General features: G+C 68.1%; 23 protein-coding genes. 11 read left to right on the top strand and 12 right to left on the bottom strand.

Annotation, left to right across the window (positions count from 1 at the left end):
* Nucleotides 1-538, top strand: a 538-nt coding sequence (locus F3J14_RS23620; protein ID WP_282100722.1) for a tRNA dimethylallyltransferase, incomplete at its 5' end; no start/stop codon positions are given.
* Nucleotides 539-557: 19 nt separating this feature from the next.
* Here the strand turns inward: F3J14_RS23620 and tetR are convergent.
* Complete coding sequence (gene tetR / locus F3J14_RS23615; protein ID WP_166725061.1) at nt 558-1,193, bottom strand: tetracycline resistance transcriptional repressor TetR; 636 nt, start codon at nt 1,191-1,193, stop codon at nt 558-560.
* 62 nt (nt 1,194-1,255) lie between these two features.
* On the opposite strand from tetR, the gene tet reads away from it, so the two are divergent.
* The gene (tet, locus tag F3J14_RS23610; RefSeq protein WP_166725060.1) at nt 1,256-2,449 is read left to right on the top strand and encodes a Tet(A)/Tet(B)/Tet(C) family tetracycline efflux MFS transporter; all 1,194 of its coding nucleotides are present in this window, start codon (nt 1,256-1,258) and stop codon (nt 2,447-2,449) included.
* A gap of 39 nt (nt 2,450-2,488) precedes the next feature.
* Here the strand turns inward: tet and F3J14_RS23605 are convergent, their stop codons facing one another.
* Both F3J14_RS23605 and purM read right to left on the bottom strand, forming a co-directional pair.
* Nucleotides 2,489-2,884: an SgcJ/EcaC family oxidoreductase gene (locus F3J14_RS23605; RefSeq protein WP_166725059.1), complete on the bottom strand. Its 396-nt coding sequence runs from the start codon at nt 2,882-2,884 to the stop codon at nt 2,489-2,491.
* Between the two features lie 107 nt (nt 2,885-2,991).
* Nucleotides 2,992-4,047, bottom strand: coding sequence for a phosphoribosylformylglycinamidine cyclo-ligase (gene purM / locus F3J14_RS23600; RefSeq protein WP_006750666.1), 1,056 nt, complete (start codon nt 4,045-4,047; stop codon nt 2,992-2,994).
* Nucleotides 4,048-4,294: 247 nt separating this feature from the next.
* Between purM and hda the strand changes: the two genes are divergently transcribed.
* From hda to panB, 6 genes are read left to right on the top strand one after another with little or no spacing between them, the layout of a single operon-like run.
* Nucleotides 4,295-5,029 (top strand): DnaA regulatory inactivator Hda, encoded by a 735-nt coding sequence (gene hda / locus F3J14_RS23595; protein ID WP_006760485.1) that lies wholly within the window; start codon nt 4,295-4,297, stop codon nt 5,027-5,029.
* Between the two features lie 11 nt (nt 5,030-5,040).
* Nucleotides 5,041-5,718, top strand: a complete 678-nt coding sequence (locus tag F3J14_RS23590) for an HAD family hydrolase (protein WP_006750664.1) — start codon at nt 5,041-5,043, stop codon at nt 5,716-5,718.
* Between the two features lie 5 nt (nt 5,719-5,723).
* Nucleotides 5,724-7,262: a polynucleotide adenylyltransferase PcnB gene (gene pcnB / locus F3J14_RS23585; protein WP_166725058.1), complete on the top strand. Its 1,539-nt coding sequence runs from the start codon at nt 5,724-5,726 to the stop codon at nt 7,260-7,262.
* Between the two features lie 35 nt (nt 7,263-7,297).
* Nucleotides 7,298-7,840, top strand: a complete 543-nt coding sequence (gene folK / locus F3J14_RS23580) for a 2-amino-4-hydroxy-6-hydroxymethyldihydropteridine diphosphokinase (protein WP_006750662.1) — start codon at nt 7,298-7,300, stop codon at nt 7,838-7,840.
* Nucleotides 7,837-8,523, top strand: a complete 687-nt coding sequence (locus tag F3J14_RS23575; RefSeq protein ID WP_166725057.1) for a deoxynucleoside kinase — start codon at nt 7,837-7,839, stop codon at nt 8,521-8,523. Before folK ends, F3J14_RS23575 begins: the two co-directional genes overlap by 4 nt.
* A gap of 43 nt (nt 8,524-8,566) precedes the next feature.
* A complete protein-coding gene (panB, locus tag F3J14_RS23570) occupies nt 8,567-9,382 on the top strand; it encodes a 3-methyl-2-oxobutanoate hydroxymethyltransferase (protein ID WP_166725056.1) in 816 nt (271 codons plus the stop codon).
* Between the two features lie 148 nt (nt 9,383-9,530).
* On the opposite strand, the gene F3J14_RS23565 is transcribed toward panB, so the two are convergent.
* From F3J14_RS23565 to grpE, 5 genes are all read right to left on the bottom strand, one after another.
* On the bottom strand, nt 9,531-11,450 hold the full coding sequence (locus tag F3J14_RS23565; RefSeq protein WP_166725055.1) for a bifunctional anthranilate synthase component I family protein/class IV aminotransferase: 1,920 nt from the start codon (nt 11,448-11,450) through the stop codon (nt 9,531-9,533).
* Nucleotides 11,451-11,454: 4 nt separating this feature from the next.
* Entirely contained in the window at nt 11,455-12,591 is a 1,137-nt protein-coding gene (gene dnaJ, locus F3J14_RS23560; RefSeq protein WP_166725054.1) for a molecular chaperone DnaJ, read from the bottom strand.
* A gap of 254 nt (nt 12,592-12,845) precedes the next feature.
* Nucleotides 12,846-14,798, bottom strand: coding sequence for a molecular chaperone DnaK (gene dnaK / locus F3J14_RS23555; RefSeq protein WP_166725053.1), 1,953 nt, complete (start codon nt 14,796-14,798; stop codon nt 12,846-12,848).
* Nucleotides 14,799-14,943: 145 nt separating this feature from the next.
* Nucleotides 14,944-15,387: a thioredoxin family protein gene (locus tag F3J14_RS23550; RefSeq protein ID WP_166725052.1), complete on the bottom strand. Its 444-nt coding sequence runs from the start codon at nt 15,385-15,387 to the stop codon at nt 14,944-14,946.
* A 10-nt stretch (nt 15,388-15,397) separates the two neighbouring features.
* Complete coding sequence (gene grpE, locus F3J14_RS23545; RefSeq protein ID WP_006752736.1) at nt 15,398-15,943, bottom strand: nucleotide exchange factor GrpE; 546 nt, start codon at nt 15,941-15,943, stop codon at nt 15,398-15,400.
* A 359-nt stretch (nt 15,944-16,302) separates the two neighbouring features.
* On the opposite strand from grpE, the gene F3J14_RS23540 reads away from it, so the two are divergent.
* The gene (locus F3J14_RS23540) at nt 16,303-16,464 is read left to right on the top strand and encodes a hypothetical protein (RefSeq protein WP_006752735.1); all 162 of its coding nucleotides are present in this window, start codon (nt 16,303-16,305) and stop codon (nt 16,462-16,464) included.
* Here the strand turns inward: F3J14_RS23540 and F3J14_RS23535 are convergent.
* The 3 genes from F3J14_RS23535 to hrcA form a co-directional block, all read right to left on the bottom strand.
* Nucleotides 16,436-16,843 carry an RNA-binding S4 domain-containing protein gene (locus tag F3J14_RS23535; RefSeq protein WP_166725051.1) on the bottom strand — a complete coding sequence of 136 codons (408 nt, stop codon included), beginning with the start codon at nt 16,841-16,843 and terminating at the stop codon, nt 16,436-16,438. The genes F3J14_RS23540 and F3J14_RS23535 overlap by 29 nt on opposite strands.
* 75 nt (nt 16,844-16,918) lie before the next feature.
* Complete coding sequence (hemH, locus tag F3J14_RS23530) at nt 16,919-17,983, bottom strand: ferrochelatase (protein ID WP_166725050.1); 1,065 nt, start codon at nt 17,981-17,983, stop codon at nt 16,919-16,921.
* A gap of 137 nt (nt 17,984-18,120) precedes the next feature.
* A complete protein-coding gene (gene hrcA / locus F3J14_RS23525; protein ID WP_006752732.1) occupies nt 18,121-19,143 on the bottom strand; it encodes a heat-inducible transcriptional repressor HrcA in 1,023 nt (340 codons plus the stop codon).
* A gap of 130 nt (nt 19,144-19,273) precedes the next feature.
* Between hrcA and F3J14_RS23520 the strand changes: the two genes are divergently transcribed.
* Nucleotides 19,274-20,176 (top strand): NAD kinase, encoded by a 903-nt coding sequence (locus F3J14_RS23520; RefSeq protein WP_006752731.1) that lies wholly within the window; start codon nt 19,274-19,276, stop codon nt 20,174-20,176.
* Between the two features lie 19 nt (nt 20,177-20,195).
* A complete protein-coding gene (gene recN / locus F3J14_RS23515; protein WP_166725049.1) occupies nt 20,196-21,845 on the top strand; it encodes a DNA repair protein RecN in 1,650 nt (549 codons plus the stop codon).
* 115 nt (nt 21,846-21,960) lie between these two features.
* Here the strand turns inward: recN and glnE are convergent, their stop codons facing one another.
* Nucleotides 21,961-24,738 carry a bifunctional [glutamate--ammonia ligase]-adenylyl-L-tyrosine phosphorylase/[glutamate--ammonia-ligase] adenylyltransferase gene (gene glnE, locus F3J14_RS23510; protein ID WP_348772012.1) on the bottom strand — a complete coding sequence of 926 codons (2,778 nt, stop codon included), beginning with the start codon at nt 24,736-24,738 and terminating at the stop codon, nt 21,961-21,963.
* Nucleotides 24,739-24,752 lie beyond the last annotated feature (14 nt).

The following is a 24,752-nucleotide window of genomic DNA, read 5'->3' as shown; positions in this document are numbered from 1 at the left end:
TGCGCTGCTCGCGCAGGTCGATCCCGCGACGGCCGCGCGGCTCGCGCCGAACGATTCGCAGCGGATCCAGCGCGCGCTCGAAGTGTTCCTGCTGAGCGGGCAGCCGATGTCGGTGCTGCTCGCCGCGCCGCGGCGCGCGGACGACGAGGCCGCCGCGTACCGCTTCGTGCCGGTCGCGCTCGAACCGTCGGACCGCGCGGTGCTGCACGCGCGCATCGCGCAACGCTTCGACGCGATGCTCGACGCGGGCTTCATCGACGAGGTCGAACGGCTGCGCCGCCGCGAGGATCTGCATCTCGGCCTGCCGTCGATGCGCTGCGTCGGCTACCGGCAGGCCTGGGAATTCCTCGACGGCGACACCGACTACCAGACCATGCGCGACAAGGGCATCTTCGCGACGCGCCAGCTGTGCAAACGGCAGATCACGTGGCTGCGCGCGATGCCCGAGCGGATCGTCGTCGACTGTGTCGCGCCGGATGCGACTGCGCTCGCGCTCGACACGCTCGAACGCGTGCTGGACGGCCGCCTGCCGGCCTGACCCGGGCGCGGACGCGAGGTCAACCGCCGCGCTGACGATCCGCCAGATGCGCGCGTGCGCCATCAACGATCAACGCAACGCCGCGCTCGAACGCTTCGTCGCCGCCACGCTCGCGCAGCGCAGCCCAGCCCTGCGCGAGGAGCGGATGCTCGGCCGTGTCAGGCAGCGTCGTGTCGGTTTCGCGTTCCGCTTCCGCCTGCTCTTCCAGCACCCAACCGACCACGAAGCGGCCGAGCGCATACATCACGTCGACCGCTTCGTCCGGCGCAAAGCCCGCCTCGGCCAGCAGCGCCACCTTCCGTTCGATCGAACCGAAATGCAGCGTGCGCGGCCGCGTACCGGCATGCAGGCGTGCGCCGTCGCGATAGGCCAGCAGCGCGCGACGGAAACTGCGCGCATTCTCGAGAAGCCACGCATCCCAGGCGTCGCCCGGCCGCGGCAGCGACGCGCCGTGGCGCTCGAGCATGATCGCCTCGGCCATCGCGTCGAGCAGCTCGGCCTTGTTCCGGAAGTGCCAGTACAGTGTCGGCGACTGCACGCCGAGCCGCTCGGCGAGCCGCCGCGTCGACAGCCCGTCGATACCGACCTCGTTGAGCAGATCGAGCGCCGCGCGCATCACCGTGTCGCGCGTCAGCCGCGCACCCGTGTCCTTCATCTCTATCACCGATAGGGAAACTATGGAATAATCGTCACTCTATCATCGATAGAGTGGTCGCCTTGAATCCGTCCCTGATTGCCATCCTCGCCACGGTCTTGCTCGACGCGATCGGCGTCGGGATCGTGATGCCGATCCTGCCCGGCCTGCTGCGCACGCTCGCCGGCGCCGGCAGCACCGACACCCACTACGGGATCCTGCTCGCGCTGTACGCGTTCGCCCAGTTCCTGTGCGCCCCGCTGCTCGGCACGCTGAGCGACCGCTTCGGCCGCCGGCCCGTGCTGCTCGCGTCGCTTGCCGGCGCCGCGCTCGACTACTTGCTGATGGCACTCGCGCCGACGCTGGCGTGGCTTTACGTCGGGCGGCTGATCGCCGGCATCACCGGCGCGAACGTCGCGGTCGCGACCGCGTACGTGACCGACGTCACGGCCGAACCCGACCGCGCACGGCGCTTCGGCCAGCTCGGCGCGATGATGGGCGTCGGCTTCATAGCGGGCCCGCTGATCGGCGGGCTGTTCGGCGCGCTGCACCTGCGCGCGCCGTTCGTCGCGGCCGCGCTGCTCAATGCGCTGAACCTCGCGCTCGTGTGGCGCGCGCTGCCGGAATCACGTCCGCGCGCGGCCCGGGCAAGTCGCGCGGTCGCCACGCTCAACCCGTTCGCCGGCCTGCGCCGGCTGAGCGGCGCGCCCGCGCTCGCGCCGCTGATCGGCATCTACGTGATCGTCGCGCTGGTGTCGCAGGCGCCCGCGACGCTGTGGATTCTGTACGGCCAGGAGCATTTCGGCTGGTCCACGCCCGTCGCCGGGCTGTCGCTCGCCGGCTACGGTGCGTGCCACGCGCTCGCGCAGGCCTTCGCGATCGGGCCGCTGATCGCACGGCTCGGCGAGCGCCGCGCACTCGCCCTGGGCCTCGCGGGCGACGCGCTCGGGCTGGTAATGATCGCGTTCGCGACGGCCGCATGGGTGCCGTTCGCGCTGCTGCCGCTGTTCGCGGCGGGTGGCATGACGCTGCCGGCGTTGCAGGCGATGCTCGCGCGTCAGGTCGACGATGCCCGCCAGGGCGAACTGCAGGGCACGCTCGCGAGCGTGGCGAGCCTGATCGGCGTCGCCGGGCCGCTCGTCGTCACGACGACCTACGCGGCCACCCGCGTCACGTGGCCGGGGCTCGTATGGGCCGCGGCCGCGCTGCTCTATCTGCTGGTGCCGCCGTTGCTGGCGAGCGCGCGCCCGACAAGCGCACCGCGGCCGTCCGCGTGAACGGCGGCCGGCCGCCCGGAAGCGCTCACACCACCTCGCTCAGGGCGCAAGCGTCACGAGATTCGCGTCGCGCGTGAGCTGCCAGCGGCCATCCGACTTGCGAAAGATCGTCAGCGTATGGCCGGAGCGGCGCACGGTGTCGCCGCCCGGCGGCGTCACGTCGATCTCGAGAAAATTGCGCAGGTACGCCCAGTCGCCCATCACGCGCAGTTCGTCGATCCGGTAACGGCCATCGATCTTCGGCCCGTTGCCGGCCGCCGCATCCGCGTCGCGCGATGCGGCCGCGAACGCCGCCTTGTCGAACGGCGGCTTGCCGGCCACCATGAAAATCGCGTCGTCGGCGATCAGGTCGAGCACGGTCGCCAGATCTCCGCGCCGGCTCGACACGAACCAGGTTTCCACCAGCTCGCGAATCGCGCGTTCGTCTTCGGTCATCGTCGTTCCTCCTTCGGGGGCGCGTCGCCATGCCTGCCCGCGCCAGAAAAAAAGCCGCCCGGATCGACTCCGGGCGGCTTTCCTTGCTGCATCCTGCGTGCGCTGCGTCAGACCACGACCGTCTGCGCCTCGCCTTCGCGGCTCGCACGCACGGTGCCGATCTTCCACACCTGTTCGCCGGCGGCCGTCAGGTCGGCGATCGCCGCGTCGGCGTCCGCCGCCGACACGATCACCGCCATGCCAATCCCGCAGTTGAACACGCGGTGCATTTCCGCGTCGGCGACGCCGCCGTGCTCCTGCAGCCACTTGAACAGCGGCGGCAGCGGCCATGCGTTCTGGTCGAGCTCGGCGGTGAGGCCTTCGCGCAGCACGCGCGGAATGTTCTCGACGAGGCCGCCACCGGTGATGTGGGCCATGCCCTTCACCGGCAGCTTCTGCATCAGCGCGAGCAGCGGCTTCACGTAGATGCGCGTCGGCGCCATCAGCGTGTCGGCCAGCGAGCGGCCGTGGAAATCGGCCGACAGGTCGGGGTTCGCGCGCTCGATGATCTTGCGCACGAGCGAGAAGCCGTTCGAGTGGATACCGCTCGATGCAAGCCCGAGCACCACGTCGCCTTCGGCGATCGTGCTGCCGTCGATGATCTTGCTCTTCTCGACTGCGCCGACCGCGAAACCGGCCAGGTCGTATTCGCCGTCCGGGTACATGCCCGGCATTTCGGCCGTCTCACCGCCGATCAGCGCGCAGCCGGACAGTTCGCAGCCGTGCGCGATGCCCTTGACGACCGTGGCGGCCGTGTCGACGTCGAGCTTGCCGCACGCGAAGTAGTCGAGGAAGAACAGCGGCTCGGCGCCCTGCACGAGGATGTCGTTCACGCTCATCGCGACGAGATCCTGGCCGACGGTGTCGTGTTTGTTCAGATGAAAGGCCAGCTTGAGCTTGGTGCCCACGCCGTCAGTGCCCGACACGAGCACGGGCTCCTTGTACTTCTTCGGCACTTCGAACAGCGCGCCGAACCCGCCGATGCCGCCGAGCACGCCGTCGCGCAGGGTTTTCTTCGCAAAAGGCTTGATCTTGTCGATGAGCGCGTCGCCAGCGTCGATGTCGACGCCTGCGTCGCGGTAGGACAGACCCTGAGCGTCGGGAGCGGATTTCGGAGGATTCATGGGGGAATGCGAGAAGGTCGGTAAAATGCGATTTTACCCGAAGCCGGCCCGTTGGCCGGAATTCCCAGCACCGAATCGTCAGGGATTGCATCTTGGTCGACACGTCCCCGTTTTCATCGCTCCGCGAGCCGCGCCGAAACCCGCGCGCCGCCGTGCGTGCGGCCGCGTGTGCAGGCACCGGAGCAGCCCCCCGCGCGTGCCCGGCGTACGGCACGCGTTTCATCAACCGACCCGCATTGTGACTGTTGTGTCCCGTCAACTGACGCTCGATCTCGGCACGCCGCCGCCCGCCACGTTCGACAACTTCATCATGAATGAGGAGAACGACGAGCTCATCTCGCGGCTTCAGAAGCTCGACCTCGCGCTCGCGGCGGGGCCCGTGCCGGACCGGTCGTTCTACATCTGGGGCGAGCCCGGCAGCGGCCGCACCCACTTGCTGCAGGCGCTCGTGAGCGACGCGTCGTATGGTTACGCGCGCTACCTGACGCCGCAGAGCCCGCTCGGCGCGTTCACGTTCGACCCGCGCATCGGCATCTACGCGATCGACGACTGCGACCGGATGAGCGACACGCAGCAGGTCGCGCTGTTCAACCTGTTCAACGAGGTCCGCGCGCACCCGTCGAGCGCGTTCGTCGCGGCCGGCCCCGCGGCGCCGCTCGCGCTCGACGTGCGCGAGGATCTGCGCACGCGCCTCGGCTGGGGGCTCGTGTTCCACCTGTCGCCGCCGTCCGACGCCGGCAAGATCGCCGTGCTGAAGCTCGCGGCCAAGGAGCGCGGGATCGCGCTCACCGACGATATCGCCGCCTACCTGCTGACCCATTTCCGCCGCGACATGCCGAGCCTGATGGCGCTGCTCGACGCGCTCGACCGCTTCTCGCTCGAGCAGAAACGCGCCGTCACGCTGCCCTTGCTGCGCCGGATGCTGGCGCGCCCCGGCGACGACATCGCACCGCCGGGCACAGGCCCCAACCGCTTCGAGTAAAATGCGCATCCATGACTAATCTGGCACTCTTTGACCTCGATCACACGCTGATCCCGACCGATAGCGACCACGAATGGGGTCGCTTCATGGTGAAGCTCGGCATCGTCGACGCGGAAAGCTTTTCGCGTCAGAACGATCAGTTCTTCGCCGACTACAAGGCCGGCAAGCTCGACATCCATGCGTATCTGTGCGCGATGCTCACGCCGCTCGCGAAGTACTCGCGCGCGCAGCTCGCCGAATGGCACGAGCAATACATGCACGAGGTGATCCGCCCCGCGATGACGCCCGCCGCGCTCGAACTCGTGCGCAAGCACCTCGATGCCGGCGATCTGTGCTGCGTCGTGACGGCGACCAACGAATTCATCACGCGTCCGATCGCGACCGCGTTCGGCGTCGACACGCTGATCGCGTGCGAGGTCGAAACGACCGACGGGCACCCCGACTCGCCGTATACGGGCCGGCCGACCGGCACGCCGAGCTATCGCGAAGGCAAGATCGTGCGCACCGAAGCATGGCTCGCGTCGCTCGGCAAACACTGGGACGACTTCGAACACAGCTACTTCTACAGCGACTCGCATAACGACATCCCGTTGCTCGAGAAAGTCACCGACCCGATCGCGACCAACCCCGACGACACGCTGCGCGCGCATGCAAGCAACCGCGGCTGGCGCATCCTCGATCTCTTCTGAACGTCGTGATCAAAAAATTCATTCGCAAGCTGCTCGGCCAGGACGACGCCGAACAAACGTCGCCCGTCGAGGCGCCCGCCGTCGAAACGGCCCCCGCTCCGCGCCCCGCGAAGGGTAGCCGCGGCAGCGGCGCTGCCAAAAAACCGCGCGGCAATCACGAACCGACCGTCGTGCCGGCCAGCGTGCACCAGATCGATCCATCGCTGATCTCGAGGAACGCGGTGCGCGTGACCGACACGCTGCAGCAGGCGGGTTTTCGCGCGTTCATCGTCGGCGGCGCGGTGCGCGACCTGCTGCTCGGCATCGCGCCGAAGGACTTCGACGTCGCGACCGACGCGACGCCGACCGAGGTGCAGCGCCTGTTCCGCCGTGCGCGCCTGATCGGCCGCCGCTTCCAGATCGTCCACGTGCAGTTCGGCCAGGAGCTGATCGAGGTGTCGACGTTCCGCGCCCTGGTCGACGCACCGCCCGAAGCCGCCGCGGCCGAGCCGCCGAAGCGCCTGAAGCGCGACGAACTCGATCGCCGCACGCATGCGGTGGATGCAAGCGGCCGCGTGCTGCGCGACAACGTCTGGGGCGAGCAGCACGAAGACGCCGCGCGCCGCGACTTCACGATCAACGCGATGTACTACGACCCGTCGACGCAGACGGTGCTCGACTACCACGACGGGATGGCCGACATACGCGCCCGCCTGCTGCGGATGATCGGCGATCCGGCCACGCGCTATCGCGAGGATCCGGTGCGGATGCTGCGCGTCGTGCGCTTCGCGGCGAAGCTCGGCTTCGAGATCGAGACGCACACGCGCGAGCCGATCAACGCGTTGGCCGACCTGGTCAACAACGTGCCGGCCGCTCGCCTGTTCGACGAAATGCTGAAGCTGCTGCTGTCGGGCCAGGCACTCGCGTGCCTGCAGCGGCTGCGCAAGGAAGGCCTGCACCACGGGCTGCTGCCGCTCCTCGACGTCGTGCTCGAACAGCCGCAGGGCGAGAAGTTCATCACGCTCGCGCTGAACAACACCGACGCGCGCGTGCGCGCCGGCAAGCCGGTGTCGCCGGGCTTCCTGTTCGCGACGCTGCTGTGGCACGACATGCGCCAGCGCTTCGAACAATACACGGCCGAAGGCGAAATCCCGGTGCCGGCGCTCCATCGCGCGATGGACGACGTGATCGACATGCAGACCGAGAAGCTCGCGATCCACAAGCGCTACTCGGCCGACATGCGCGAAATCTGGGGCCTGCAGCTGCGCCTGGAAAAACGCTCGGGCCGCAGCGCGATGCGGCTGCTAGAACACCAAAGGTTTAGAGCGGGGTATGATTTCCTCCTGTTACGCTGCGAATCCGGCGAGCTGGAAGCAGCTGTCGGCCAGTGGTGGACGGATTTCATCGAAGGCGACGCAGCCGCTCGTGAGGCACTCCTCACGCAGGGTGGCTCGAAGGAAAAATCGCCCCGCAAGCGGCGCCGCCGCGGCGGTGTGCGAAACCGCAAGCCGGACGAAGGCGCAGCCGAGCAGGCGCCGGACACCGCAGGCGGTTCCGACGACTGACGCGCGCGCCGGCGAACGACGTAGGAAGTGATGCCATGACGGTTGCATATATCGGACTGGGGGCGAATCTCGGCGATGCACGCCAGACCCTGAAGGACGCGGTGGTGTGTCTTGCGCAGCAGCGCACCATCTCGATCCTCGGCAAGTCGAGCCTGTATCGCACGGCGCCCTTCGAGGCGGGCGGCGACGATTACTACAACTGCGTCGTCAAGCTCGACACGACGCTGTCGGCCCGGGAGCTGCTCGCGCTCTGCCAGAAGATCGAACATCACTTCGGGCGCGAGCGCCCGTATCGCAACGCGCCGCGCACGCTTGACCTCGACATCCTGCTGTTCGGCACCGACTCGATCGACGAACCCGACCTGATCGTCCCGCATCCGCGCCTCACCGATCGCGCCTTCGCGCTCGTGCCGCTCGTCGAAATCGAGCCGGCGCTCGACATCCCGGCACGCGGCCGCGCCGATGCATTCCTCGCCGCCGTCGCCGACCAGCGCGTCGAGAAGGTGCAGACCTGTCAATGCCTGATGCAGAAGGCCCTGGCCGCCGGCGCAGACGCCGACAAGAACCGCTGCCCATGAACACCACTCCGCTGACCGTCACCGCACCCGACCTGCGCGCCCCCCATCGCTATCTCGTGATCGAAGGCCCGATCGGCGTCGGCAAGACGACGCTCGCGCGTTTGCTCGGCGAGCGCTGGTCGATGCAGGCGCTGCTCGAACGCCCGCAGGACAATCCGTTCCTCGAACGCTTCTACCGCGACACCGCGCGCTACGCGCTGCCCGCGCAGCTGTCGTTCGCGCTGCAGCGCGCGCAGCAGGCGCGCGAACTGATGGGCGCGCTCGACACGGGCCGGCCCGTCGTCGCCGACTACATGCCGCAGAAGAACGACATCTTCGCGCGGCTGAACCTGCCGGAAGACGAATGGCAGCTGTATCGGTCGATCGCGACGCACCTCGATGTGCCGCAGGCGCCTGCGCCCGATCTCGTCGTCTACCTGCAGGCGAGCCCCGAGGTGCTGTTCTCGCGCATCCAGAAGCGCGGGCTGCCGATGGAACTGCAGATCAGCGACGCGTACCTGCGCTCGCTCGTCGACGCGTACAACGAGTTCTTCTATCACTACGACCGCACGCCGGTACTGACGGTCGCAGCCGAACACCTGAACCCGCAGGATTCCCCCGAAGACCTCGCGCTGCTGATCGAGCGCATCGAGACGATGCGCGGCCGCAAGGAATCCTTCGTCAAGGGCGAGACGACGCGCTGACGCGTCCTCGCCTGTCGTTTTCACCATCGAACCGGATTTCCCCATGACCTATCTCCAGGAATCGAGCCGGCCTGCCGTCACGGTGCCGAAGCTGCAGGCAATGCGCGATGCCGGCGAGAAGATCGCGATGCTCACCTGCTACGACGCGAGCTTTGCCGCCCTGCTCGACCGCTCGGGCGCCGACGTGCTGCTGATCGGCGATTCGCTCGGCAACGTACTGCAGGGCCACACGACCACGCTGCCCGTGTCGCTCGACGACATCGCGTACCACACCGCCTGTGTCGCGCGCGTGCAGCCGCGCGCGCTGATCATGGCCGACCTGCCGTTCGGCACCTACGGCACACCGGCCGAGGCATTCACGAGCGCCGTGAAGCTGATGCGCGCCGGTGCGCAGATGATCAAGCTCGAAGGCGGCGAGTGGCTCGCCGAAACGATCCGCTTCCTCGTCGAGCGTGCGGTGCCCGTGTGTGCGCACGTTGGCCTCACGCCGCAATCGGTGCACGCGTTCGGCGGCTTCAAGGTGCAGGGCAAGACCGAGGCCGGCGCCGCGCAACTGCTGCGCGACGCGCGCGCGGTCGAGGATGCCGGTGCGCAACTCGTCGTGCTCGAAGCGGTGCCGACGCTCGTCGCATCCGAAGTCACGCACATGCTCAAGATTCCGACGATCGGCATCGGCGCAGGCACCGACTGCTCGGGCCAGGTGCTCGTGCTGCACGACATGCTCGGCATTTTCCCCGGCAAGCGTCCGCGCTTCGTGAAGGACTTCATGCAGGGTCAGCCGACCATCCAGGCGGCCGTCGAAGCCTATGTGCGCGCGGTGAAGGACAGTTCGTTCCCCGGCCCGGAACACTCGTTCTGACGCGGCCGGCGGCTCGTTCTCCGGCGCCGTCTCGATACAAAAAAGCGCGGCACCCTTTGCGGGGCGCCGCGCTTTTTTGTCTGGACGCCCGGTTGCCGAAGGTGTGCGGCACCGGTCCTTCGGGCACGCGGCCCGAACCCTCAGTGCGTCATGTCAATACCGCGTCGAGCGCGCCGCGCAGCGCGTTGGTCAGCAGCAGCGCTTGCGCGCGCGCAAGGTCGTCACGCGTGACGATACGCTCCATCGCGCCGAACGCGCGGTCGTCGAGCAGCACGGCGCGCATCACGCCCGGCAGCACGCCGCTCGCCAGCGGCGGCGTCACCCACTGGCCGTCGAGCTTCACGAACAGGTTCGAGCGCCCGCCTTCCGTCACCTCGCCGCGCTCGTTGACGAACAGCATGTCGAAGCCGCCGAGCGCTTCCGCCGCCTGCCACGCGCGGTCGTATTCGGCGCGACGCGTGGTCTTGTGCAGCAGCAGCGCGTCGTCCGTGCGGGTCGGCGCGAAGCCGTGCGCGGACGCGAGCATCACGCGGACCGGCCCCGCGGGCAGCGGCTTCAGCGCCGCGGCCGTGATGTCGAGCGTGCCGTCCTTCGCGAGCGCGAGCTTCATCCGGTACGGGCCATCGCCGTCGAGCGCCGCGCAGCGCGCATCGACCTCGCGACGCAACGCGTCGGCGTCGAGACGGAAGCCAAACGCATCCGCGCTGCCCTGCAACCGCGCGAGATGGCGCTCGAAATACCGGATGCCGTCCGCACGCGTCGCCGCGGTGGTTTCGAACAACTGGAAGCCGGGATCGGCGTCGGTCAGGAATCGTGCTTTCAATTCACACTCCGCATATTCGTCGGCGGCAACGCTGTCGAGCACGATGCCCGCGCCGACCCCCATCGTGCCGCGCCGACGCCCGGCCCCGCGAGCCGCCGCCTCGCGCGCGTCGATCGTTGAGACAGCATCGATACCGACCGCTTCGAGCGTCAGCGTCCGGATCGCGACCGACAGGCAGAAATCGCCGCAGCCGGCCACGCCGCCGGGCGCCGCATCGCCGGTCGACTGGTCTTCCTTCGGCGCATCGAGCCAGCCGATCGCGCCCGTATAGAGGCCGCGCGGCGTCGACTCGATCGCGTCGATCAATTCCATCGTCTTGTGCTTCGGCGCACCGGTGATCGATCCGCATGGAAACAGCGCGCGCAGCATCTGCGCGAACGTCGTCCCGTCGCGCCAGCCGGCCTCGACCGTCGACGTCATCTGCCATACCGACGCATACGGCTCGACCGAGAACAGCGCCGGCACCTTGACCGTGCCCGTGCGCGCGATCCGCGACACGTCGTTGCGCAGCAGGTCGACGATCATCACGTTTTCCGCGCGGTTCTTCGGATCGTTCGCGAGGAACGCGGCCGCCGCCGCATCTTCACGCGGATCGGCCGAGCGCGGCGCGGTGCCCTTCATCGGCCGCGCGCGCAGCACGTCGCCGTGCTTCTCGACGAACAGCTCCGGCGAGCACGATACGACCCACGCGCCGCAGGGCAGCGCGATCAGCGCGCCGTAACGCACGGGCTGACGCGCGCGCAGCCGCCGGTACAGCGCGGGCGGCGTGCCGAACATGTCGAAATTCAGCCGGTACGTGTAGTTGATCTGGTACGAGTCGCCCGCGCGCAGTGCTTCGTGCACGGCGGCGATCGCCGCGTCGAACGCGTCGCGCGACACGCTCTTCGCGACGTGCGCGACGCCCGCGATCGACGGCGGGCCGCCGCCATCCTGCTGCGCGAGCCACGCGTCGACTTCGTCGCGCGACAGGCGCTCGCAGCGCGCATACAGCAAAAAGCGCAGCGGGGCATGGCCCGGCTGCGCTCTTTCCAGATTGCGTCCGAATTCGTAATCGCCGACGACCACCGCATGCAACCCGTCGCGCAGATCCTGCGCCACCGCCGCATCGACTTCGTCGAGCCGCGCCGGATCCGTGCATACATGTTCGCGCACGAAACCGGAATACAAACGACTCGACCGCGCAACCGCGGTCGAGTCGCAATCGTCCAAGAGCGCGAATGACGCGCTCTCGTTGCCTTCAGTCATGCCGTTACTCGAAGAAGCTCTTCACCCGGTCGAACCAGCTCTTGCTCTGCGGGCTGTGACGCGCACCGCCCTCGGCCAGCGACTTCTCGAACTGCTTGAGCAGGTCGCGCTGCTGGTCGGTCAGCTTCACGGGCGTCTCGACCTGCACGTGTACGTACAGATCCCCCGCGATGCTCGAACGCAGACCCTTGATGCCCTTGCCGCGCAGGCGGAACGTCTTGCCCGACTGCGTGCCTTCCGGCACCGGGAACGAGGCGCGGCCGGCCAGCGTCGGCACCTCGATCTCGCCGCCGAGTGCGGCGGTCGTGAACGGGATCGGCATCTGGCAGTGCAGATCGTCGCCGTCGCGCTCGAACACCGAATGCGGCTTGATGTGGATCTCGACGTACAGATCGCCCGGCGGCCCGCCGTTGATGCCGGGCTCGCCGTTGCCGGCCGAGCGGATTCGCATCCCGTCGTCGATGCCCGCCGGGATCTTCACTTCGAGCGTCTTGGTTTCCTTCACCTTGCCCGACCCGTGGCAGTGCACGCACGGTTCCGGGATGTAGGTGCCGGTGCCGTGGCACTTCGGACAGGTCTGCTGGATGCTGAAGAAGCCCTGCGACATGCGCACCGTGCCCTGCCCGTGACAGGTCGGGCAGGTTTCCGGCTTCGTGCCGGGCTTCGCGCCCGAGCCGTGACAGACTTCGCACGACACCCAGCTCGGCACGCGGATCTGCGTGTCGTAGCCGTGCGCGGCCTGCTCGAGCGTGATTTCCATGCTGTAGCGCAGGTCGGCGCCGCGATACACCTGCGGGCCACCGCGGCCGCCGCGCGCGGCGCCGCCCGCGGCCTGACCGAAGATGTCGCCGAAGATATCGCCGAACGCATCCGCGAAACCGCCGAAACCCTGGCCGCCCGCACCGCCCATGTTCGGATCGACGCCCGCGTGGCCGTACTGGTCGTACGCCGCACGCTTCTGGCCGTCCGACAGCATTTCATAGGCTTCCTTCACTTCCTTGAAATGCTCTTCCGCATCCTTGCTGTCCGGATTGCGGTCAGGGTGATACTTCATCGCAAGCTTGCGATACGCCTTCTTGATTTCGTCGTCGCCCGCGTTCTTCGCGACGCCCAGAACCTCGTAGTAATCCCGTTTCGCCATATCGATTCACTGTGCCTTCGCGCGTCGCACGCGCGGCGGCTCCTTTCGCCCGCAGTAAAGTCTCTCGACTCGTCTGGCGCTGCGCCGTCCGCGGACGGCTCGCGCAGCACCCGCCAAAAAACAAATGTGCCCGGAGGGCCGCGAAGCCCGCCAGGCGTGGAGTCGATCCGGCCATCCGGAAGGGAAAGACAGACCGCTGTTCAGCCGCGCCGCGCGCGTATCGCGCGCGGCGTGCGGTGCCATGGCAACCCGGCTTAGTCCTTCTTCACTTCCTTGAACTCGGCGTCGACGACGTCGTCGGCGGCCTGCTGCGCACCACCCGCGTGGGCCGCGCCTTCCGCTGCACCCGCCGCGCCGGCCGCACCGGCCTGCTGCGCCTGCATGTCGGCGTACATCTTTTCGCCGAGCTTCTGCGAAACCTGACCGAGTTCCTCGACCTTCGCGTCGATCGCCGCCTTGTCGGCCGACGTATCCTTCAGCGCGTCCTCGAGCGACTTCAGCGCCGCTTCGATCTTTTCCTTCTCGCCCGCGTCCAGCTTGTCGCCGTACTCGGTGAGCGCCTTCTTCGTGCTGTGGACCAGCGCGTCGCCCTGGTTGCGCGAATCAGCCAGCTCGCGCAGCTTGTGGTCTTCCGCTGCGTTCGCTTCCGCGTCCTTGATCATCTGGTCGATTTCAGCGTCGGACAGGCCCGAGTTCGCCTTGATCGTGATCTTGTTTTCCTTGCCGGTCGCCTTGTCCTTCGCGCCGACGTGCAGGATGCCGTTCGCGTCGATGTCGAAGGTCACTTCGATCTGCGGCACGCCGCGCGGCGACGGCGGGATGCCTTCGAGGTTGAACTCGCCGAGCAGCTTGTTGCCTGCCGCCATCTCGCGTTCGCCCTGGAACACCTTGATCGTCACGGCCGACTGGTTGTCGTCCGCCGTCGAATACACCTGTGCGTGCTTCGTCGGGATCGTCGTGTTCTTGCTGATCATCTTCGTCATCACGCCGCCGAGCGTCTCGATACCGAGCGACAGCGGGGTCACGTCGAGCAGCAGCACGTCCTTGCGGTCGCCCGACAGCACCTGGCCCTGGATCGCCGCGCCAACCGCGACGGCTTCGTCCGGGTTCACGTCACGGCGCGGATCCTTGCCGAAGAACTCCTTCACCTTCTCCTGCACCTTCGGCATGCGGGTCTGGCCGCCGACCAGGATCACGTCGTCGATGTCCGACACCTTGACGCCGGCGTCCTTGATCGCGATGCGGCACGGTTCGATCGTGCGCTCGACGAGATCCTCGACCAGCGCTTCCAGCTTCGCGCGGGTGATCTTCAGGTTCAAGTGCTTCGGACCCGATGCGTCGGCCGTGATGTACGGCAGGTTGATTTCGGTCTGCTGGCTCGACGACAGCTCGATCTTCGCCTTTTCGGCCGCTTCCTTCAGGCGCTGCAGCGCGAGCACGTCCTTCGACAGGTCGACGCCCTGCTCCTTCTTGAACTCGCCGATGATGTAATCGATGATGCGCTGGTCGAAGTCCTCGCCGCCGAGGAACGTGTCGCCGTTGGTCGACAGCACTTCGAACTGCATTTCGCCGTCGACGTCCGCGATCTCGATGATCGACACGTCGAACGTGCCGCCGCCGAGGTCATACACGGCGATCTTGCGGTCGCCCTTCTCGGCCTTGTCGAGGCCGAATGCGAGCGCGGCCGCGGTCGGCTCGTTGATGATCCGCTTGACTTCGAGGCCCGCGATGCGGCCGGCGTCCTTGGTCGCCTGGCGCTGGCTGTCGTTGAAGTACGCCGGCACCGTGATCACGGCTTCCGTGACCGGCTCGCCGAGGTAGTCTTCGGCCGTCTTCTTCATCTTGCGCAGCACTTCCGCCGAAACCTGCGGCGGCGCGAGCTTCTCGCCGTGCGCTTCGACCCATGCGTCGCCGTTGTCGGCCTTGATGATCGCGTACGGCATCAGGCCGATGTCCTTCTGGACTTCCTTCTCTTCGAAGCGGCGGCCGATCAGGCGCTTCACCGCGAACAGCGTGTTCTTCGGGTTGGTCACGGACTGACGCTTGGCCGGCGCGCCGACGAGCACTTCGTTATCGTCCATGTAGGCGATGATCGACGGCGTCGTGCGCGTGCCTTCCGAGTTCTCGATGACCTTGACCTGGTTGCCTTCCATGATGGCGACGCACGAGTTCGTGGTGCCGAGGTCAATACCGATGATCTTTCCCATTTTCCTAATCTCCAGAAATGCTTGTTTGCTGCGCGAAACCCCGCGTTTTGGGCGGTTTCGCGCGCCTGAATTCAACTCTGTTCCCGAAATGCGTCCGGCCGGCCCGTTTTCAAGACCCGCCCAGCGATGCGGATATTAAATTTTTTCAATCGCCGCCGGTAGCTGGATCGTGCGGGCCGCCGTCGCGCTCGGCCGGCTGCGCGCCAGCCGCCGCGGCGATCTTCGCCCGCGCCGCCGACACCGCCGCCTGGAACTGCGCGAGGCCATGCCAGCCGGTCGCGCGGCCGAGCCGCTTGCCGCGGTGGAAGAAGAACCACGTTGGCACGCCGTGCAGGCCGAAGCGGCGCCCCAGCTCGGGGTGTTCGTACACGTTGCAGTGGAACCACTTCAGGCCCAGCGCGCGGATCGCGTCCGCCTGGGCGAGCATCGCCTTCTTCGCGATCTCGCAATTGAAGCAGTCGACGCCCCAGAAGAACACCACGACGAGCGCATCGCCGGCGCCGGCGACACCGGCGTCGAACGTGTCGGGCGCCAGCGCGTGCATGTCGAACGCGTTGAACGCGGCCGGATCGACGCCGGCGGGAACCATCGCGGCAGCCTTACTTCGGCTGGGCGACCGTGACGAGTGCCGGGCGCAGCACGCGGTCGGCGATCATGTAGCCCTTTTGCAGGACCGTCACGACGGTGTTCGGCTCTTGCTCGGCCGGCACCATCGAAATCGCCTGGTGCTGGTGCGGATCGAACTTCTCGCCGACCGGATTGATCGCGACGACACGGCCCTTCTCGAGCGCGCTCGTCAACTGGCGCAGCGTCAGCTCGACGCCTTCGCGCACCTTCGTGATGTCGCCGGACGTGTCGCCGACGGCGGCCTCGAGGCTGTCCAGCACCGGCAGCAGGTGCTCGGCAAAGCTCTCGATCGCAAACTTGTGCGCCTTCGAGACGTCGTCCTGCGCGCGGCGGCGGACGTTCTCCGTCTCGGCCTTCGCCCGGAGGTAGCTCTCCTGCAGCTCGGCGACCTTGGCTTGAGCCTCCGCGAGCGCCGCGTCGGCTGCTTCGGCGGCGGGAGCAGCGCCTTGCGCCGCCTGCTTCTCGCTGCCGATGTCGTCGGCCGAAGGGGTAGCCGGGTTCTCTTGCGTGTTTTCCATGTCGCTGAAAGTCGATTAGAGGTTGAAGCCAAATCGGCAACCGCCGGACCGTATACCCGGCGGCACCGCACATTCATCGTGCAAATAAGGGCGAAAACTGCGACTTCAAGTGGGTTATTCGCCGGCATTCGCCAATGCCGCGAAACAACCGCGCGGCGCGCCGCCCCATTGCGCGCATTTGCCGCCAAACCGGACGAAACGCCCGGTAACAACGCTTACCTGACTAGTACTAGCCCGGCTCGGGGGGCTGCACTACACTCCAACTCAAGCGTCGGAAAGCGTGTTTACCCCTAGCTGACCGCCGCCTGACATTCACCTTCACCTGGCGCCGCATTCAACCGTCCCATGAGGCGAGTACCGTGAAACTGACCTTTGCCATATCGGTGGTCGCGCTGGTACTGATTGCCGGCACCACCACCATCTGCCTGTCCGGAGCCGTCACCGACCGCACGACCGAATACGGAAGCGCGCGGGCGACGTTCGACCAGATGTTCAGCTTCCACCCGAAAATCTGTCGATGATGCGCCGGTCGCGCTTGGTCGGCCGGCCGTGCAGTTCCGCCGCCGGCTCCCGATACGTGCGGCGCCGTTCCAGTTCGGCGAGCCGCGCGACGCGCCCGGCTTCCGTTTCACCGTAGAGCGTCTGCGCGATACTCGCGGGCCCACGCACGTCGCAAATTCCCAGCACGGCAATGTGCCAGACGACACCGTCGATCGCAATCTCGACCTCGTCGCCGACGCGCACGTCCTTCGCCGGCTTGACCGCCGCGCCGCCGATCTTCACGTGACCCTTGTCGACCGCGTCGGACGCTAGCGAGCGCGTCTTGAAGAAGCGGGCTGCCCACAGCCATTTGTCGATGCGCAGCCTCGCGCCGGGTTCCGTCGAAATCTTGTAATTCATGCCAGCCTCCGCCGTGCCGCCCCATCGCGGCTGACTGTCCGCTCGAACGGCGAACGCAGTGCGCGTGCCGTCATTTCAGTTCACCATTTCAGGCTGCGCGGCCTTCACCGGCCAGCCCTGCAGATTCTCGGCGATGATCTCGCCCACCGCGCCGATCCATGCGGGCGCGCCGTTCAGGCACGGAATCCGGTGGAAGGCCTGGCCGCCGCCCGCGATGAACTCGTCGCGCACCTCCATCCCGATTTCCTCGATCGTCTCAAGGCAATCGGCCGTAAAACCGGGACAGAACACATCGGCTCGCCGCACGCCGGCCGCGCCGAGCTCACGCAGCGTCGGCGCCGTGTACGGCTGCAGCCATTCGGCCTTGCCGAAGCGTGACTGGAACGTCACACGGCATTCGAGCGTCGACAGCCCGAGCGCGGCCATCAGCAGCGCGCCCGTCTGCTGGCACTGGTCGTGATAGGGGTCGCCCAGGTCGAGCGTGCGTTTCGGCACGCCGTGAAAGCTCAGCACGAGCTTGTCGCCGGCGGCGAAGTCGGGCCGGCCGTGCTGCGCCCAATACTGGCGCACCTGCTCGGCGAGCGCGTGGATGTAGGCCGGATGGTCGGCGTACTGCCGCACCGTGCGCACTTCCGGCTGGTTGCGCATCCGCGCGAGCGCGGCGAACGCGGCATCGAATGCCGTCGCGGTGGTGGACGCCGAGTATTGTGGATACATCGGCATCAGCAGCACGCGCTCGACGCCCGCGCGCTTGAACTGTGCGAGCGCCTGCGCAATGTTCGGGCTGCCGTAGCGCATCGCGTAATCGACCGTCACCTGATAGGCATTCGATGCGAGCAGGTGGCGCACGCCCTCGGTCTGGCGCTCGGTGTATACGCGCAGCGGCGAACCCTCGGGCATCCAGACGGCCGCGTATTTCTTCGCGGACGCGCGGCCGCGCAGCGGCAGGATCAGCGTGCGCAGCAGTACCTGCCAGACGACCTGCGGGATTTCGACGACGCGGGGGTCCGACAGGAATTCGGCCAGATAGCGCCGCACCGCGCGCGGCGTCGGGGCGTCGGGCGTGCCGAGATTGATCAGCAGCACACCGATGCGATGGGCGGCCGCGACGCTCGAAGGCGGCTCAAGATCGAAACGCATGGGCAGGAACGTGCTCGGGGCACGCAGTCGGACGGCCCTCAATTATAGCGGGCCGCCCCGCTCGGGTCGGCTGGCCGTTCGGCCGAATGGCGGCGCGCGCGGCGCCGCGGCACGATGGCGGGACGGTGTCGGTCAGGTTATTGCTGGCTCAGCGTGAGCGACAGCAGGCGCGCGGTGATGTCGACGATCGGGATCACGCGGTTGTAAGCCATGCGGGTCGGGCCGATCACGCCGAGCGTGCCGACGATCTGGCCGTTCACCTCGTAGGGTGCGGTGACGACGCTCATCTCCTCGATCGGCACGAGCGTCGATTCACCGCCGATGAAGATCTGCACGCCCTGGGCGTGGCTCGACACGTCGAGCAGTTGCAGGAGGCCCGTCTTTTGGTCGAACACGTCGAACAGCTTGCGCAGCCGCGCCATGTCGGACGACAGATCCGCCACTTCGAGCAGGTTGCGCTCGCCGGAAATGAGCACGGTGTCCTCGGTATCGGGCACCTCGGTGCTGGCCGTCACGGCCGCATGCATCAGCGTGGTCATGTCGCCGCGCAACTGGTCGATCTCGTCGCGCAGGCGGCGGCGCACTTCGTCGAACGACAGCCCGGCGAAATGCGCGTTGATGTAGTTGGACGCCTCGGTCAGCTGCGACGGCGAATAGTCGCGCGGCGTCGCGAGCATGCGGTTCTGCACGTCGCCCTCGGGCGTGACGATGATCAGCAGGATCCGCTTGTCCGACAGGCGCATGAACTCGATCTGCTTGAACACGTGGCTGCGGCGCGGCGTCAGCACGACGCCCGCGAACTGCGACAGGTTCGACAGCACGCTCGCCGCGGCCGCCACGACCCGCTGCTGGGGTTCGCCGGCCTGCAGCGTGTGCTGCACCTGCCGCGCGACGGCCTCGGCGTCGATCGGCGCCTCGACCGTCAGCATCGTGTCGACGAACAGGCGATAGCCGCGCGGCGTCGGCACGCGGCCGGCCGACGTGTGGGGGCTCGACACGAGGCCGAGCTCCTCCAGGTCGGACATCACGTTGCGGATCGTTGCCGGGCTCAGCTCGAGCCCGGAGTAACGGGACAACGTGCGCGATCCAACCGGCTGACCGTCGGCGATATACCGTTCGATCAGGGTTTTCAGGAGGGTTCGTGCGCGAGGATCTAGCATGGTGGAAAATTTTAGCGCAACCGCGCCAGCACGGCGAGTGCCCGCGCCCACAGTCGCTCGGGCCGACCGATCCGGCCCCGTCTGCGCACAGCCGGTTCTTTTCGTCAACGAGCTATGGTGTAATGCCGGCATGAAAACCGGTAATCAGTTCAACACTGTCGCGCTCGTGGGCCGGAGCAACACGCCCGGCATCGCCGAGCCGCTCACCACGCTGGCCGGCTGCATCGCGAAGCTCGGCTTCGAGGTCGTGTTCGAAGTCGACACCGCTCGCGAGATCGGCATCTCCGGCTATCCGGCGCTCACCCCGGCCGAAATCGGGGCGCGCGCGGACGTGGCGGTCGTGCTCGGCGGCGACGGCACGATGCTCGGCATCGGCCGCCAGCTCGCGCCGTACAAGACACCGCTGATCGGGATCAACCACGGGCGGCTCGGCTTCATCACCGACATCGCGGCCGCCGACATGCAGGCGCGCGTCCCGGTGATCCTGTCGGGCAAGTTCGAGCGCGAGGAGCGCTCGCTGCTCGAGGCCCGGATCGTGCGCGACGGCGAACCGATCTACCACGCGCTCGCGTTCAACGACGTCGTCGTGAACCGCAGCGGCTTTTCCGGGATGGTCGAGCTGCGCGCGTCGGTCGACGGCCGGTTCATGTACAACCAGCGTTCGGACGGCCTGATCGTCGCCACGCCGACCGGCTCGACCGCGTACGCGCTGTCGTCGGCCGGCCCGATCCTGCACCCGCAACTCCAGGGCATCGTGCTCGTGCCGATCGCGCCGCATGCGCTGTCGAACCGGCCGATCGTGCTGCCCGACGATTCGAAGATCGCGATCCAGATCGTCGGCGGTCGCGACGTCAACGTGAACTTCGACATGCAGTCGTTCACCGCGCTCGAACTGAACGACACGATCGAGGTGCGCCGCTCGAAGCACACGGTGCCGTTCCTGCACCCGGTCGGCTACAGCTACTACGCGACGCTGCGCAAGAAGCTGCACTGGAACGAACACGCATCGAACGAAGACGACACGGCGTCCTGACGCACCACAGCCCGACACCATGCTCCGCCACCTCTCGATTCGCGACTTCGTCATCGTCGCCGCGCTCGATCTCGAATTCGACAGCGGCTTTACCGTCTTTTCCGGCGAAACCGGCGCCGGCAAATCGATCCTGATCGACGCCCTTGCCCTCGCGCTCGGCGAACGCGCCGACGCGAGCGTCGTGCGCGCCGGCTGCGGCCGCGCCGACATCACCGCCGAATTCACGCCGCACGACCGCGTCGCGCGCTGGCTCGACGAGCACGCGTTCGATGCCGAGGACACCGTGATGCTGCGCCGCGTGATCGACGCGAACGGCCGCTCGCGCGCGTTCATCAACGGCACCAGCGCGACGCTCGCGCAGCTGCGCGAGCTCGGCGAGATGCTGGTCGACATCCACGGCCAGCACGCGCACCAGTTGCTGATGCGGCCCGACGCGCAGCGCGAGCTGTTCGACACGCACGCGGGGCTCGTCGCCGATGCCGCGAACGTCGCCCGCGCGTGGCGCGTATGGCGCGACGCGACGCAGGCGATCGACGCCGCGAAGGCGCACGAGCGCGAACTACAGCTCGAGCGCGAAAAGCTCGCGTGGCAGCTCGCCGAGCTCGACAAGCTCGCACCGCAACCTGGCGAATGGGACGAAGTCGGCAGCGAGCACAAGCGGCTGTCGCACTCGGCGAACCTGATCGCCGGCGTGCAGGGCGCGCTCAACGCGCTGTCGGAGGCCGACGACGCGATGCTCCCGCAGCTCGGCGCGATCGTGTCGAAGCTGCGCAACCTGGCCGACTACGACACGGCGCTCGGCGATGCGCTCGCGTCGCTCGAACCGGCCGAGATCCAGCTGCAGGAAGCCGTCTATTCGCTGTCGCACTACGCGCAGCGCCTCGATCTCGACCCGGCCCGGCTCGCGCAGGTCGAAGCGCGCCTCGACGCGCTGCACACGACCGCCCGCAAGTTCCGGCTGCCGCCCGGCACACTGCACGAGGAACATGCGGCACGCCGCGCGCAGCTCGCCGCGCTCGACGCGGCCGCCGATCTCGGCGCGCTCGAAGCCGCGCAGGCGAAGGCATGGGAAACCTATCTCGCCGACGCGAAACACCTGTCGAAGGCGCGCACGCAGGCGGCGAAGGCGCTCGGCACGGCCGTCACGGCCGGCATGCAGGAACTGTCGATGGCGGGCGGCAGCTTCGAAGTCGCGCTCGTGCCGCTCGCCGACGGCGGCCCGCACGGGCTCGAGCAGGTCGAATTCCGGGTCGCCGGGCACCCCGGCGTGCCGCTGCGCCCGCTCGCGAAAGTCGCGTCGGGCGGCGAACTCGCGCGGATCAGCCTCGCGCTCGCGGTGATCGCGAGCGCGGCAAGCCCGACACCGACGCTGATTTTTGACGAAGTCGACACGGGAATCGGCGGCGGCGTCGCCGAAGTGGTCGGCCGCCTGCTGCACCAGCTCGGGCGCGACCGCCAGGTGCTGTGCGTGACGCACCTGCCGCAGGTGGCCGCGCGCGGCGACCATCACTACCAGGTCGCGAAAGGCGCCGACGACCGCGGCGGCACCGTCTCGTCGGTCATCCCGCTCGACAAGACGAGCCGGGTAGAGGAAGTCGCACGGATGCTCGGCGGGCTCGAGATCACCGCGACGACGCGCAAGCACGCGAAGGAAATGCTGGCGGCCTGACGCGGGCACCCGTTGGCCGAATGCAAAAAGACCGGCGCATGCCGGTCTTTTTTTGGCGGGCGAACGCTCGATCACGCCCGCCCAGTGCCGCGGGCCGCGGATTCGAACGTCCGACTCAAACGCCCGTTTCGACGGCCCCGAACACGCGCGTCCAAAGCGCCGTCACGGCCGCCCGCTCGTCGGCCACCAGGGCCGGATCGACCCGGGCCTTCTCCATTCCATCGAGCCGCAGCTTGTGCTGCAGCTTCCGGTACTTGCGGTACGCCGCGCCGACACGCTCGGCCTCGTCCTCGCTCATCAGCCCGAAGCGCGCGACCTCGCGCAGCAGCGCGATATTGCCGGTGTTGCGGATCAGCTCGGCATCGCTCGACGCATGCAGCAGCACCCAGTACTGGACGATGAACTCGATGTCGACCATCCCGCCGCGATCGTGCTTCAGGTCGAACAGCTCGGTCTGGTTCGGATGGCCCGCGAACACCTTGCCGCGCATGTCGACGATTTCCTTCGCCAGCACGTCCCCGTCGCGCGGCGTCGTCAGCACCTGCTGGCGGATCGCCTCGAAATCCATGCCGATCTGCGTGTCGCCCGCGCTGTAGCGCGCGCGCGTGAGCGCCTGGTGCTCCCACACCCACGCGGTGTTCGCCGCATCGCCCTCGCGCAGCTGGTAGCGGCGGAACGCGTCGAGATCGGTCACGAGCAGCCCGGCCTCGCCGTTCGGCCGCAGCCGCAGGTCGATGTCGAACAGCGCGCCCGCGCCGGTCGCCGTCGTAAGCCAGGTGATCAGCCGGCGCGTAAACGTCGTGTAGACATCCGCCGAGCGCTCGTCGGGATCGTCGTACAGGAAGATCAGGTCGAGATCCGATGCGTAGCCGAGCTCCTTGCCGCCGAGCTTGCCGTACGCGATCACCGCGAACTTCGGCACGTCGCGGTGGCGCTTCGCGAGCTGCGACCAGACCACTTCGATCGTCACGTCGAGCACCGCGTCGGCAAGCTCGGACAGGCGATCGCTCACGTGCTCGACCGACAGCTGGCCCGCCAGGTCGATCAGCAGGATGCGGAACACCTCCGCGTGCTGCGCATGCCGCAACAGGTCCATCTGCTGCTCGGGGCCGTCGGCCGCCGCGAGACGCGCACGCAGCGCATCCTTGAACGCGGGCCAGTCGAACGGGCTCGCGATCGCTTCGTCGTCGAGCAGTTCGTCGAGCAGCTGCGGATGGCGGATCAGGTAGCCGCCGCCCCAGCGCGTCGCGCCGAGCACGGACAGCACGCGGTCGAGCGCGGCCGGGTACTCGGTCAGGAGCGCGAGATAGACGCCGCGCCGGCTGACCGTCTCGAGCAGGTCGAACAGCCGCACGACCGTTTCGTCGCGGCGCGCGGCGTCGATCCGCGGCGCGGCCTCGAGCGCGCGCTGCGCGACGCTGTCGAAGCGCTGCCGGCTCTTTTCCGGCAGTCCCGCGTAGCGCGACGACTGCCAGATCGCGCGCAGCCGCGCGAGCACGGCCGCCGGATTGGCGAAGGCCAGGCCGTCGAGGCGCGCGAGCAGCGCGTGGTCTTCGCCGTCGTCGGCGAGCGCGCCGCTCCAGATCCATGCTGCCGCCGTGTCCTCGCCCGCCGCACACGGGCCGCCGCTCACCTTGTCCGCGAAAATCTGGTCGAACTGCGCCTCGACGAAGGTGCGGTAGCCATCGAGCACCGTCATCAGCGCCGCGTAGTCCGCAAAGCCGAGCGAGGCGGCCAGCGCCGCGCGCTCGTCCGGGTCGACCGGCATCGCATGCGTCTGCGCGTCGTTGCGGTACTGCAGCCGGTGCTCGAGCGTGCGCAGGAAGTTGTATGCGTCGGTCAGCCGCTCGCGCACGTCCTCGCCGATCAGCCCGCGCGCCTGCGCATGGCGCAGCACCGCGAGCGTCGGCCGCACGCGGAACCCCGCGTCCTGGCCGCCGCGGATCAGCTGGAACACCTGCGCACTGAACTCGATCTCGCGGATCCCGCCGCGCCCGAGCTTGATGTCGTCGGCCTTGTCGGGCCGCATCGACGCGCGGCGCGCGGCTTCGTGGCGAATCTGCTGGTGCAGCGAACGGATCGCGCCGATCACGCCGAAGTCGAGATAGCGGCGGTAGACGAACGGCTTGACGATCGATTCGAGTTGCGACTCGAGCCGCCGCGCCGCATCGCTGTCGCCTTCCGACACGAGCCGCCCCTTGATCCACGCGTAGCGCTCCCATTCGCGCCCCTGCACGTAGAAATATTCCTCGAGCATCCCGAGGCTGCAGACGAGCGGCCCCGAATCGCCGTTCGGGCGCAGCCGCATGTCGACGCGAAACACGTAGCCGTCGGCCGTGACCTCGGACAGCACGCCGATCAGGCGCCGGCCGAGCCGCGTGAAATATTCCTGGGTGGACAGCGGCGAGCGCGTGCCGCCGGCCGTCTCGCCGTCGTCCTCGTAGACGAAGATCAGGTCGATGTCCGACGACACGTTCAGCTCGCGGCCGCCGAGCTTGCCCATCCCGACGACGCCGAGCACGACGCGCTGGCCGTCGGCGCCGCGCGGCTCGCCGTACATCGTCTCGAGCTCGGCAGACAGCAGCGCGAGCGAGCGCTGCACGGCCACTTCGGCGAGATCGGTCATCGCGCCCGTCACCTCGGCGACGTCCGCGAGGCCGCGCAGGTCGCGCTCCGCGACCGCGCCGAACACTTCGACACGCAACTGCCGCAGCGCGCGCTTCAGTTGCTCGTCGCTCGGCGCGGCCGTGCCGGCCGGCGGCGCGAGCAGCTCGCTCAGGCGCGCGTCGAGCTTCATGTCGAGCACGGTGTCGTCGGGCATCGTGTGCACGACGCGCGTGCCCGGCACGTCCCACGCATCCGTGTACTCCTCGCGCGGATCGCAGACCGTCACCTGGTAGTCGAGCC

The sequence above is a fragment of the Burkholderia sp. Tr-862 genome, assembly GCF_011753085.1.
Lineage (GTDB): Bacteria > Pseudomonadota > Gammaproteobacteria > Burkholderiales > Burkholderiaceae > Burkholderia > Burkholderia ambifaria.
This window is presented reverse-complemented; position numbering and strand designations above follow the sequence as displayed.